Source organism: Priestia megaterium, assembly GCF_009497655.1.
GTDB lineage: Bacteria > Bacillota > Bacilli > Bacillales > Bacillaceae_H > Priestia > Priestia zanthoxyli.
The window spans coordinates 237352-250731 of sequence record NZ_CP023317.1; the positions used below are offsets into that span (position 1 = coordinate 237352).

The 13380-nt window shown below is 39.4% G+C and carries 11 protein-coding genes; 8 read left to right on the top strand and 3 right to left on the bottom strand.

Annotated elements, in window-relative coordinates; all coding sequences use genetic code 11:
- Position 1: 1 nt before the first annotated feature.
- Entirely contained in the window at positions 2-259 is a 258-nt protein-coding gene (locus CEQ83_RS01335; RefSeq protein WP_016762773.1) for a YgaP family membrane protein, read from the bottom strand.
- Between the two features lie 102 nt (positions 260-361).
- Between CEQ83_RS01335 and CEQ83_RS01340 the strand changes: the two genes are divergently transcribed.
- Positions 362-2110, top strand: coding sequence for an adenine deaminase C-terminal domain-containing protein (locus CEQ83_RS01340; RefSeq protein WP_028412527.1), 1749 nt, complete (start codon positions 362-364; stop codon positions 2108-2110).
- Positions 2111-2257: 147 nt separating this feature from the next.
- A complete protein-coding gene (locus tag CEQ83_RS01345) occupies positions 2258-2563 on the top strand; it encodes a YerC/YecD family TrpR-related protein (RefSeq protein ID WP_013055048.1) in 306 nt (101 codons plus the stop codon).
- Between the two features lie 38 nt (positions 2564-2601).
- Here CEQ83_RS01345 and CEQ83_RS01350 read toward each other — a convergent pair whose 3' ends face one another.
- Positions 2602-3984, bottom strand: coding sequence for a glycine--tRNA ligase (locus CEQ83_RS01350; protein WP_028412526.1), 1383 nt, complete (start codon positions 3982-3984; stop codon positions 2602-2604).
- Between the two features lie 511 nt (positions 3985-4495).
- Here CEQ83_RS01350 and pcrB point away from each other — a divergent pair.
- The 4 genes from pcrB to CEQ83_RS01370 are packed head-to-tail and all read left to right on the top strand — an operon-like array spanning position 4496 to position 10706.
- On the top strand, positions 4496-5194 hold the full coding sequence (gene pcrB / locus CEQ83_RS01355) for a heptaprenylglyceryl phosphate synthase (RefSeq protein WP_028412525.1): 699 nt from the start codon (positions 4496-4498) through the stop codon (positions 5192-5194).
- Positions 5195-5246: 52 nt separating this feature from the next.
- Positions 5247-7472: a DNA helicase PcrA gene (gene pcrA / locus CEQ83_RS01360; protein ID WP_028412524.1), complete on the top strand. Its 2226-nt coding sequence runs from the start codon at positions 5247-5249 to the stop codon at positions 7470-7472.
- Between the two features lie 20 nt (positions 7473-7492).
- Positions 7493-9499 (top strand): NAD-dependent DNA ligase LigA, encoded by a 2007-nt coding sequence (ligA, locus tag CEQ83_RS01365; protein ID WP_028412523.1) that lies wholly within the window; start codon positions 7493-7495, stop codon positions 9497-9499.
- A 13-nt stretch (positions 9500-9512) separates the two neighbouring features.
- Entirely contained in the window at positions 9513-10706 is a 1194-nt protein-coding gene (locus tag CEQ83_RS01370) for a CamS family sex pheromone protein (protein ID WP_155016973.1), read from the top strand.
- Positions 10707-10761: 55 nt separating this feature from the next.
- On the opposite strand, the gene CEQ83_RS01375 is transcribed toward CEQ83_RS01370, so the two are convergent.
- A complete protein-coding gene (locus CEQ83_RS01375; protein WP_047751762.1) occupies positions 10762-11247 on the bottom strand; it encodes a DUF3920 family protein in 486 nt (161 codons plus the stop codon).
- A gap of 365 nt (positions 11248-11612) precedes the next feature.
- Between CEQ83_RS01375 and gatC the strand changes: the two genes are divergently transcribed.
- Positions 11613-11903 (top strand): Asp-tRNA(Asn)/Glu-tRNA(Gln) amidotransferase subunit GatC, encoded by a 291-nt coding sequence (gene gatC, locus CEQ83_RS01380; RefSeq protein WP_013055055.1) that lies wholly within the window; start codon positions 11613-11615, stop codon positions 11901-11903.
- A 16-nt stretch (positions 11904-11919) separates the two neighbouring features.
- The gene (gene gatA / locus CEQ83_RS01385) at positions 11920-13377 is read left to right on the top strand and encodes an Asp-tRNA(Asn)/Glu-tRNA(Gln) amidotransferase subunit GatA (protein ID WP_013055056.1); all 1458 of its coding nucleotides are present in this window, start codon (positions 11920-11922) and stop codon (positions 13375-13377) included.
- Positions 13378-13380 lie beyond the last annotated feature (3 nt).

A 13380-nucleotide genomic window follows, 5' to 3' on the forward strand; every position in this document is an offset into this window, starting at 1 on the left:
CTTATGAAGGATTATACGTTTCTTCGTTTCCGTTTGGATGGTGTTCATGTTCATCATGTTTTTGACATGAATCATATGCGTACGTAAGGGGACAAAAACGCGTGATGCCTTCTGCAACTTTTAAAGCGCCCATTAACCCTAAGAAGATGTATGAATCTTTGTACGGTCTGCGAGATAAACGAGATGTTGTCCAAGAAAGAAGGGTAAAGCCCAGCGTAAGTCGAATTAATGCGTTAACAATGCCGATATTTGGTTTCATGTTTTATCACCTTTATTCATAAAATTAATAACAGTTTCTGAATGCGTTTACATCACGGATGTGTTACGATAAAAATACATAGTAAATTAGGGGGAATTTAGCATGCCGGAACAGAGATACCGCTGGAAAAGCAAACATATTAGACAGCAGCTTTTAGTATTAAACGGTCAAAAAGCACCAACTATTGTCTTAAAAGATGCAACATATTTGAACGCTCGAATGAAGCAGTGGAAAAAAGCACATATTTGGGTTTACCAAGATCGTATTGTATACGTTGGCTCAGAGATGCCTAAGCACACAGACGCTTCTACAGAGATTATAGACTGCAGTGAGAAATATGTGGTTCCTGGGTATATTGAGCCGCATGTTCACCCGTTTCAGTTATATAATCCCCAGACTTTTTCCCAATATGCAGCCAAGCACGGAACAACCACTTTATTTAATGATAATTTAATTCTCGCTTTACAGCTTGAACAAAAAACGGCATTTTCATTGATTGAAGAAATGAAAACGTTACCACAGTCACTGTATTGGTGGTGCAGATTTGATTCGCAGACAGAAATTGATGAAGAGGCTGATATCTTCTCACATACAAACATTACTTCTTGGCTACAAAATGAAGCTGTCTTACAAGGAGGCGAACTGACAAGTTGGCCGAAGCTTTTAGACGGAGATGATTTAATGCTTCACTGGGTTCAAGAGACAAAGCGGATGAGGAAGCATATTGAAGGACATTTCCCGGGGGCGTCAGCATTTACCTTAGCAAAAATGAAATTGCTCGGGGCAGACAGCGATCATGAGTCTATGACAGGGGAAGATGTTGTTGCTCGGTTAACGCAAGGCTATGACGTTGCTTTGCGCCACTCTTCCATTCGGCCGGATTTGCCAAAACTGCTGCAGGAGTTAAAAGAGCTGCAGGTAGATTATTTTGACCATATTACCATGAATACAGACGGTTCTCCGCCTTCTTTTTACCAAAACGGCGTGTCAGATATGTTAATTACATTAGCTATTTCAGAAGGAGTTCCTGTGTTAGATGCTTATAATATGGTGTCTGTAAATATTGCCCGCTATTACAACATGGAACATTTGCATGGGCATGTAGCAACAGGCTGTGTGGCTAATATTAATATTTTAGAAGATCCTATGCGGCCTACTCCGGTATCTGTGCTAGCAAAAGGAAAGTGGATGAAAAAAGAAGGCAAAGAACAAGCATTAGCCTCGGTGGAATTTCCTTGGGAAAAGTTTGGTTTTTCACCGTTAAAGTTAGACTTTGATTTAACGATGGACGATTTTCAATTTTCAATGCCAGTAGGCGTCAAAATGAAAAATGCTGTTATTATGGAGCCGTATTCAATTCACTTAAATGTGAGCGGAGATGTATTAGCCTCTGATCATGATGAAAGCTTTTTAGTGCTGGTGGACCGAGAAGGCAAGTGGCGCATCAATACGCTGTTAAAAGGATTTGCGACAAATGTATCGGGAATGGCGAGTTCGTTTTCAAATACAGGTGATTTTATTTTAATTGGAAAATCGAAAAAAGATATGATGTGTGCATTCAAACGTATGAAAGAAATTGGCGGCGGTATTGTTATTACAGAAGGTGAGAAAGTAGTATATGAACTGGATCTTCCGTTAAAAGGAGTCATGTCGAATCTGCCGATGGAAGAGCTAAGTAAACGAGAGGTGGAACTCAAGAAAGTGCTGGGTGAGCGAGGATACAAACACGATGATCCTGTCTATTCACTGCTGTTCTTTTCGTCTACACATTTGCCTTATATTCGTATCACGCCAGTAGGAATTTATGACGTTATGAATAAAAAAGTACTTTTTCCGTCTATAATGCGTTAAAATATAAAAGTATCAAAGGAATTTGAAATTTGTATGAAATTGGCTGTCTTCATACAGAATGAATGTATGTGCAAATAAATATAGAAACTGTATTTTATAGATAGAAACAACTAGTAAAGAAAGCCAATGATAAAGGAGTTCGATACGATGCAAATCAACAAACTACGAGGAAAAGAATTAGATCAGCTATTTCAAGCGATTTTATCATTAGAAAACATTGAAGAATGCTATCAATTTTTTGATGACCTATGTACAGTTAATGAAATTCAATCATTAGCACAGCGCTTAGAAGTAGCAAGAATGCTAAGAGAAGGCAACACGTACCATAAAATTGAGACGGAAACTGGAGCAAGCACAGCGACTATTTCCCGTGTTAAACGCTGCTTGAATTATGGAAGCGATGCGTATCAAATGGTGTTAGAACGCCTTCAAGAAGATTCAAATCAAAAGTAAAGCGTATGGCTGAAGCAGCCATACGCTTATTTTTTTAATTAAAATTGAGTTGCTTCTTCAATGATATTTTTCAGGTCGCTAATTGCTACACGTTTTTGTTCCATTGTGTCGCGGTTACGAATTGTTACTTGATTGTCTTCTAATGAATCGAAGTCGAATGTAATACAGAAAGGCGTACCGATTTCATCATGGCGACGGTAACGTTTACCGATTGAACCAGCATCATCGTAGTCAATCATAAAGTGTTTTGCTAAATCTTCAAAGACAGCGCGCGCTTCGTTAGAAAGCTTTTTAGAAAGTGGCAATACAGCAGCTTTAAATGGTGCTAAAGCAGGGTGAAGCTGCATTACTGTACGAGATGAGCCGTCTTCTAACGTTTCTTCTTCATATGCATCAATCATATAAGCCAATGTTACACGGTCAGCACCTAAAGAAGGCTCGATGCAGTAAGGTACATAGCGTTCGTTTGTTTCTTGATCAACGTATTGGAAGTCTTCTCCAGAGTGTTCCATATGCTGCTTTAAGTCATAGTCTGTACGAGAAGCTACGCCCCATAGTTCGCCCCAGCCGAATGGGAATTTGTATTCAAAGTCTGTTGTTGCATTACTGTAGTGAGAAAGTTCATCATCATCATGGTCGCGAAGACGAACGTTTTCTTCTTTCATGCCAAGAGAAAGAAGCCATTTGTTACATGTTTCTTTCCAGTAGTTAAACCATTCTAATTCAGTGCCTGGTTTACAGAAGAATTCAAGCTCCATTTGTTCAAATTCACGTGTACGGAATGTGAAGTTACCAGGTGTAATTTCGTTACGGAAGCTTTTACCCACTTGGCCGATACCGAATGGAAGCTTTTTACGCATTGAGCGCTGAACGTTTTTAAAGTTTACGAAAATACCTTGAGCTGTTTCAGGACGAAGGTAAATTTCATTTGTTGATGTTTCAGTTACACCTTGGTGCGTTTTGAACATTAAGTTAAATTGACGAATTTCAGTGAAGTTAGCTGAACCACACTCAGGACATGTAATTTCATGTTCTTTAATTAAGTCAGCCATTGCATCAAATGAAAGGCCGTCTACGATCATTTCAATGCCTTTTTCTTGAAGCTTTTCTTCAATTAATTTATCAGCACGGTGACGAGCTTTACAATCCTTACAGTCGATCATTGGGTCATTAAAGTTTCCTAAGTGACCAGAAGCTTCCCATGTTTTTGGATTCATTAAAATCGCAGCGTCTAAACCAACGTTGTATGGAGATTCTTGAATGAATTTTTTCCACCATGCTTTTTTAATATTGTTTTTTAATTCTACGCCAAGCGGGCCGTAATCCCATGTATTTGCAAGACCGCCGTAAATTTCAGAACCTTGAAATACAAAGCCGCGATGTTTGGCGTGAGATACGATTTGATCCATTGTTTTTGACATTCTAATTCCTCCTGTAAATGGTAGTAATTCAAGCGAAACAAAAAGAGCGGGTACAAAAAAACTCTCGTCCCTGGGCATATCAACAATATGCCCAGGGACGAGAGTTTTTCCCGCGGTTCCACCCTGGTTGATACAAAATGTATCCACCTTCGTCTGTATATACTCCAGATTGCCTTTTCCTTAAACCATTCTCTAGGCTCCCACCGTCCCTAGTTCGCTTTGTGAAGAGGATTTAAGTACTATTGATCCTTCAGCGTATATCATATGAATTTTAGTAGCTATATATTAGCATATCCTATGCAGAGAAACAATAACCTTGTGCAAAATGGGCTTTTTTTGTGATGTTTTCTTCCGAATTTGAGGGTGAAACCATATCTTTTGTACATATTTTTTGAAAACAAAAAACGTGATGAAAAGTTCGGTTTTCCTTTCATTTCACCCTCTTAGTTTTGTTATAATGAACAAATGGACGAGCGCGAACTTTTAAGTGTAAAGAAATGGAGGAACCTATATGTATGATATTAAAGAGTGGAGACATGTCTTTAAATTAGATCCTAATAAAGAGATTTCAGATGCAGATTTGGAGAAAATTTGCGAATCCGGCACGGATGCGGTTCTTGTCGGAGGATCTGATGGAGTGACTCTAGACAATGTACTGCAGCTGTTAATGCGTATTCGCCGCTACACGGTGCCGTGTGCGCTTGAAGTATCAACAATTGACTCTGTAACGCCTGGGTTTGATTCTTATTTTATTCCGACCGTTTTAAACAGCAAGGATCCAAAGTGGATTGTTGATTTACATCACGCGGCGATGAAGGAATACGGAGAGATCATGGACTGGGATGAAATTTTTGTAGAAGGATACTGCGTACTTAACCCCGAAGCAAAAGTAGCTGAGCTAACGGAAGCGAAAACCGATTTGGATGCAGAAGATGTTGTAGCGTATGCTCGCATGGCTGAACGCATGTTTCATTTGCCCGTTTTCTATCTAGAATACAGCGGAACATATGGAGACCCTGCATTAGTGGCAGAAGTGAAAAATTCGCTAAATGAGACGAAGTTATTTTACGGCGGCGGTATTGAGACAAAAGAGCAAGCAAGTGAGATGGGAGAGCTAGCTGATACAGTTATTGTAGGAAATGTTATTTATACAAATTTATCGGAAGCATTAAAAACGGTAAAAGCGGTAAAAAAGAATATTGCACAGTGAAAAATAAATAAAGTAGAATAGAGAATATATGTTCGATATAGGCGGTGAAAACGTGAATTTTTTAAGTGAAAAATTATTAACAGGATTAAACCCTCAGCAGCAAGAGGCAGTTAAAACAACAGACGGACCATTATTACTTATGGCCGGTGCAGGAAGTGGGAAAACACGCGTATTAACGCATCGAATTGCGTTTTTAATGGCGGAAAAAGAAGTTGCACCTTGGAATATTTTAGCTATTACCTTCACAAACAAAGCAGCTCGTGAAATGAGAGAGCGTGTGGCAAGTATCGTTGGCGGAGTGGCAGAAGATATCTGGATTTCAACGTTCCACTCGATGTGCGTACGTATTTTACGAAGAGATATTGATCGTATTGGCTTTAATCGCAACTTTACGATTTTAGATTCAACGGATCAGCTGTCCGTTATTAAAAACATTTTAAAAGATCAAAACATCGACCCAAAAAAATTCGATCCGCGCTCGCTATTAGGAAGCATTAGTTCAGCTAAAAATGAACTGAAAGTAGCGGAAGAATTTGATAAAACAGCAGCAGGACCATATGAAGAAGTTGTAAGTAAAGTCTATAAAGAGTATGAAAAGCGTTTAAAGAAAAACCAAGCGCTCGATTTTGATGATTTGATTATGACAACGATTCAGTTATTTAAACGAGTTCCTGAAGTGTTAACGTACTATCAGCGCAAGTTTCAATATATTCATGTGGACGAGTATCAAGATACAAACCATGCACAATATATGCTGGTTCGCTTGCTAGCCGCACGATTTGAAAATGTATGCGTAGTAGGGGATTCAGATCAGTCTATTTACCGCTGGCGCGGGGCTGATATTACAAATATCTTGTCATTTGAAAAAGACTACCCAAAAGCCAAAACCATTTTGCTTGAACAAAATTATCGTTCAACGAAAACGATTTTGGCTGCGGCAAACGGCGTCATTGCAAACAATATGAATCGTAAAGTGAAAAACTTATGGACGGAAAACGATGAAGGCCAGAAGATTTATCATTACCAAGCAATGAGTGAGCATGATGAGGCACAGTTTGTAGCACGTAAAATCAAAGAAGCAGTAGACAGCGGCAAACGTAAATATAGCGATTTTGCCATTTTGTATCGTACAAATGCACAGTCGCGTGTAATGGAGGAAGTACTGCTAAAATCTAATATTAACTATACAATTGTCGGCGGGATTAAGTTCTACGACCGCAAAGAGATTAAAGATTTGCTTGCGTACTTGCGCTTAATTGCCAACCAAGATGATGACATTAGCTTAGCTCGTATTGTGAACGTTCCAAAACGCGGAGTTGGAGCTACTTCAGTCGATAAAGTAGCCAATTACGGAAACGTTCATGACATTTCTATTTTCAAAGCGCTTGATGAAGTAGAATTGATGGGGTTAACGGGTAAAGCAACAAAGGCACTTCGTGATTTCCAATCCATGATTTCAAACTTAGCTCAAATGCAAGACTATATGTCTGTAACAGAGCTTGTGGAACAAGTATTAGAAAGAACAGGGTACCGTGAAGCGCTTAAAGTAGAAAAAACAATTGAAGCACAAAGTCGCTTAGAGAATATTGATGAGTTTTTATCTGTTACAAAAACGTTTGAAGAAGCAAGCGAAGATAAGAGCTTAGTAGCATTTTTAACCGATTTAGCGCTTGTTGCTGATATCGATAAGCTTGACGACGAGGAAGAAGAAGAGAACGAACAAGTGATTCTGATGACGCTTCACTCAGCAAAAGGTCTAGAGTTCCCGGTTGTTTTCCTAATGGGTATGGAAGAAGGCGTATTCCCTCATAGCCGATCGTTATTCGAAGATAATGAAATGGAAGAAGAACGACGCTTAGCCTACGTAGGGATTACACGTGCTGAACAAGAATTGTATTTATTAAATGCTCAAATGCGTACACTATTTGGTAAAACAAACGTCAATCCAAAATCGCGCTTCATTGGAGAAATCCCAAGCGAGCTTGTGGAATCTTTAAATGAAACGATGCGCAAGCCTGCTGCTGGTCGTTCAGGGGCTTCAGCTTCGCCGTTTGCAGCGCGCCGACAAGCGGCCGTGGCAAAAACGAAGCTTGTATCAACGGGCAGTGAATCGATTGGATGGAGCGTTGGAGATAAGGCCGAGCATAAAAAATGGGGAATTGGTACAGTTGTAAGTGTAAAAGGAGAAGGAGACTCAAAAGAATTAGACATTGCTTTTCCTAGTCCTACAGGTGTAAAAAGACTGCTTGCTAAATTTGCCCCGGTTACGAAAGTGTAATCGTGAAAAGGAGCTAGAATATGGAGTTTGAGACAGCAAAATCACGCGTTCAAGAATTACGTGACTTATTAAATCAATATGGTTATGAATATTATGTGTTAGATCAGCCATCTGTTCCAGATGCAGAATACGATAAATTAATGAATGAGTTAATTGAAATAGAAGAATCGTTTCCAGAATTAAAAACAGCTGACTCACCTACTCAGCGCATCGGCGGCCAAGTGCTCGATGCGTTTGAGAAGGTTCAGCATCAAACGTCTATGCTAAGTTTAGGAAATGCATTTAATGAAGAAGACCTTCGAGATTTTGATCGCCGAGTGCGCCAAGCCGTTGAAGACGAGTTTTCTTATGTATGCGAACTTAAAATTGACGGGCTTGCTGTATCTCTTCGCTATGAAGATGGATACTTAGTGCTGGGTGCTACGCGCGGAGATGGTACGACTGGTGAAAATATTACTGAAAACTTAAAAACAATTCGCTCGATTCCACTGCGAATTAAAGAACCGTTATCAATGGAAGTTCGCGGAGAAGCATTTATGCCGAGGAAATCATTCGAAGCACTTAATGAAGCAAAAATGGAAAGAGATGAAGTTCCGTTTGCTAACCCCCGTAACGCAGCTGCTGGCTCACTGCGTCAGCTAGATCCTAAAATTGCGGCAAAACGTAATTTAGATATCTTTGTCTATGCCATGACTGATACAGGAGAATTAGAAATCGACTCTCACAGCGAAAGTTTGAATTTACTCGATGATCTTGGCTTTAAAACAAATAAAGAAAGACAGACGTGTGAAACCATTGATGATGTGATTGCTTATATCGAAAGCTGGCAAACGAAACGTCCAGAACTATCTTATGATATTGATGGCATTGTTGTAAAAGTAGATTCATTTGATCAGCAGGCTGAGCTTGGAACAACGGCCAAGAGTCCACGCTGGGCTATTGCTTATAAGTTTCCTGCTGAAGAAGTTGTAACCAAGCTTGTAAATATTGAGCTGACGGTAGGCCGGACAGGTGTCATTACGCCAACAGCTATTTTGGAGCCGGTTCAAGTAGCAGGTACGACGGTACAGCGTGCGTCTCTTCATAATGAAGATTTGATTCGTGAAAAGGACATTCGCATCGGCGATTATGTCGTGGTGAAAAAAGCAGGAGATATTATTCCTGAAGTAGTGAATGTGATTGAAGAGAAGCGAACGGGAGAAGAGCAAGAGTTTACGATGCCCACTCACTGCCCTGAATGTGAAAGTGAACTGGTGCGTTTAGAAGGAGAAGTTGCGCTTCGCTGCATTAATCCAAGCTGTCCTGCTCAAATTCGTGAAGGACTTATTCATTTCGTGTCCCGCAATGCGATGAACATTGATGGACTTGGTGAAAAAGTTATATCACAATTATTTCGTGAACAGTTAATTAAAGATGTAGCGGATATTTATACGCTGACAAAACAGCAGTTAATCGAGCTTGAGCGCATGGGTGAGAAATCTGCGGATAATTTGATTGCGGCCATCGAAGCTTCTAAAGAAAATTCGCTTGAGCGTTTGCTTTTTGGTTTGGGCATTCGCCACGTTGGAGCAAAAGCTGCAAAGACGTTAGCTCAGCACTTTGAAACCATAGACAAGTTAACAAAAGCAACGTATGATGAATTAGTGGCAATTAATGAAATTGGTGCCAAAATGGCTGATGCTATTGTCGCTTACTTTACACAAGAAGAGGTTCAAGAACTTATACATGAATTAAAAGAGTATGGAGTAAACCTTACATACAAAGGACCCAAGCTTGTAAGTGTAGAAAATGTAGATTCTGTTTTTGCTGGTAAAACCGTTGTATTAACAGGTAAGCTTGAACAGCTATCTCGCAATGAGGCAAAAGCACAAATTGAAGCACTTGGCGGTAAAGTCACAGGAAGCGTAAGTAAAAAGACAGACCTTGTTGTGGCAGGGGAAGAGGCTGGTTCCAAACTGACAAAAGCTAACGAGCTTGAAATTGAAGTATGGGATGAAGCAAGGCTACTTACGGAATTAAATAAATAAGAGGTGTGTGTAGTTGAAAAAGATATTGTTACTTTCTCTTGCGGTCATGCTTGTAACTTCAGCGTGTGCACCGAACCTTTCGGACGATAAAGAGACTGTTCAACAAACCAACAACAAGAAAGAAAAAGCAGTTATTCCGAAGTATAGTATTTCAGACGATTATTACCGAACAATTCTTCCATTTAAAGCGGGAGTGGCAAGAGGCTTAGTAGCAGCAAACTTAAATAACCGCTTGGATGCGCAAGAATTTGAAACAGGCTTAATGCGCTTATCGACAGATAGCTATTCTCCGAAAAAATATGTGTATCAAGAAGGCCAGTACCTTGATAAAGATACCATTCGCTCATGGTTAAGCCGTAAGCTGAGTGATAAACAGTTTAAAGATCTTCAAAGCAAAGCAAAAGATGATACGGCGAAAAAGAAGCTTAAAAACACTGGGTTAAACCCAATTGATACAGAAAAAGGCGATTTGAAAACTCGTAACGAAACAAGTCCAATGTACTTAGCGAACATTACTGAGCAAGATTACCTTATTCAAGACGGAGACGATAAGGTAAAACTTGGAGGCGTCACAATTGGTCTGGCGATGAATTCTGTTCATTATTATACAGAGGAAAATGGTTATGCCCGTGAAAAACAACTAACCGATAAAAATATTGAAGAGCAAGGCAAAAAGATGGCCGATGAAATTGTGCAGCGTATGCGTAATATCAAGGGCTTAGAAAACGTTCCAATTCGAGTAGCATTATTCAAACAAAGTGCTAAGTCCTCTTTAACACCGGGTAACTTTATAGCTGTCGGAAATGCAGGTTCAAATGATACGGCCGTTGGCAGCTGGGATAATTTAGACGAGCAATATTATTTATTCCCATCATCAGATGCAACAAAAGATCACCGAGATGATGCGATGAAGTTTGATGAGTTTAAAGCGCAAATCGAAGACTACTTCCCAAACTTTACAAGCGTAGTAGGGAAAGGGTATTACAAAGATGGACAGCTTCAAAAAATGACGATTGATATTCCCGTACAATTTTATGGAAAAGGTGAAATTGTAGGATTTACTCAGTACGTTGCTGGTTTAATGCTTGATCATTTCCCTTCATATATGGAAACGAGTATCTCTATTAACTCAGTAAGCGGACCGGAAGCTCTCATTGTTAGAAAAGCAGATGAAGACAAGCCGTTCGTTCATATTTACGAAGAGTAAGCAAAAAAAGACACTGCTCAAGCAGTGTCTTTTTTTAATTCTATGAAATTGCCTCCTATGAAGAAATGGCGTGAGAATTTTGTCTCGTAAACTTAGCAAGATAATAAGCAGCAAATGCAAATGCATCTTGTTCGGTTGTCCGCTCTTCATACGGGCGTTTTTTATCCAGCTCAAATTCTTTCTGATAATAAGGGATGTGATCTTGAATATAGTGACGCAGCTCGTGAAAGATGGTTTCAACAAGCGGAAGGTAGTCATCAAATTTAAAAATAAATATAATGCCGACTTCTCGCCAGTAAACACCTGAGGCAAACTGCAGGTATTCTGCTTCTTCTTCTCCAAGAGCGGAGACAATTTTATTGGCTTCACATGAATCACAAAAAATGATAGGAATATGAAAGGCTTTATTTAAACAAGCAAAAACATCTTTTTGCAAGGTGGACAAATCCCACTTGAATTCTTCATCTAATACAAACCATCTTCCGCTTTGCTGATACACAGGGCGCTGGTGGATGACTGACTGTATAAGTATTTTATTCAATTTTTATAGCACCTCTTTTACGGTAAAGTAGTTATTCGTTTTCTTTACTTTCCCAAAGACTAGTGAAATTAAAACATGGTGGTGTGTTCTTCTAAAGCATGTTTCTCTTTCTATCTATCTTTTCTAAAAAGAAGGTTATTTTATACCTATGCAAGAGAGAAATATTTTATGACGAAGGAAAAGTATGGAATGTTGTTTGAATGAAATAGATTTGGTATAAAATAGAAGTGATAAATGTAAGCCCTGTCTTGTCTGGCGGGGTTTTTAATATTTTAGGAACTAGTCTCAGAAATGTTGCCTGTTGCTAGTGAAGTTTGGTATTATCAGTATATTGTAGTGGGACGAATATTCGGAGGTGAAGGAACATGTCAAGAATTTCTGTTGATCAAGTAAAACACGTTGCAAACTTAGCGAGACTTGCGGTGACGGATGACGAAGCAGAACTATTTACAAAACAATTAGATGCTATTATTACATATGCAGAACAATTAGATGAGCTAGATACTACAAATGTAAAACCAACTTCTCACGTATTGGATATGAAAAACGTGATGCGTGAAGATAAGCCAGCTAAAGGCTTACCAATTGAAGACGTAGTAAAAAACGCGCCAGACCACAAGGATGGCTACATTCGAGTACCAACTATTTTAGAATAAGGAAGGAGGCTTTACGATGTCTTTATTCGATCGTAAACTTTCAGAACTACATAGCCTTTTACACAAGAAAGAAGTACGTGTACAAGATTTAGTAGACGAATCATACAAACGTATTAATGAAGTAGATGATAAAGTAGGTGCGTTCTTAGCGCTTAATGAAGACAACGCTCGTGCTTATGCAAAAGAGCTAGATGAAGCATTACAAACAAAAGATGAATTTGGCCTATTATTTGGTATGCCGATCGGTGTAAAAGATAATATTGTCACAAAAGATTTACGTACAACTTGCTCTAGTAAAATTCTAGCAAACTTTGATCCGATTTATGATGCAACAGTTGTTCAAAAACTGCAGGCAGCTGAAGCAGTAACAATCGGTAAATTAAATATGGATGAATTCGCAATGGGTTCTTCAACTGAAAACTCAGGTCTTCAGTTAACGCGCAACCCATGGAATTTAGATTACGTACCGGGTGGATCTAGCGGTGGTTCAGCTGCAGCTGTAGCAGCAGGAGAAGTTCCGTTCTCTTTAGGTTCTGATACAGGTGGTTCAATTCGTCAGCCAGCTGCTTATTGCGGTGTTGTTGGATTAAAACCAACGTATGGTCGCGTATCTCGTTACGGATTAGTGGCATTTGCATCTTCTTTAGATCAAATCGGACCAATCACAAATTCTGTTGAAGATAATGCATACTTACTTCAAGCAATTTCAGGCGTAGACCCAATGGATTCTACTTCTGCTAATGTTGATGTACCGGATTATGTATCTGCTTTAACAGGTGACGTAAAAGGTCTTAAAATTGCTGTTCCAAAAGAATACTTAGGCGAAGGTGTGGGCGAAGAAGCTCGCCAGTCTGTTTTAGATGCACTAAAAGTGTTAGAAGGACTAGGCGCAACTTGGGAAGAAGTATCGCTTCCACACTCTAAATACGCATTAGCTACGTATTATCTATTATCTTCTTCTGAAGCGTCTGCTAACTTATCTCGTTTTGACGGCGTTCGCTACGGATACCGTACAGATAATGCTGAGAACTTAATCGAAATGTACAAGCAGTCTCGAAGCGAAGGCTTTGGAAACGAAGTAAAACGCCGTATCATGCTTGGGACATTTGCGTTAAGCTCTGGTTATTATGATGCTTACTACAAAAAAGCACAGCAAGTACGTACGTTAATTAAGCAAGACTTTGAGTCTGTATTTGAAAACTATGACGTTATCATTGGACCAACTACACCAACTCCATCATTCAAAATTGGTGAGAAAACAGATGATCCATTAACAATGTATGCAAACGATATTTTAACAATCCCAGTAAACCTTGCTGGAGTACCTGGTATTTCTGTGCCTTGCGGCTTATCAAATGGATTGCCATTAGGGTTACAAATTATCGGTAAGCATTTCGACGAAAGCACAATCTATCGTGTTGCTCATGCATTCGAACAAGCAACTGAGCATCATAAAGCGAAACCAGCACTGTAAGGG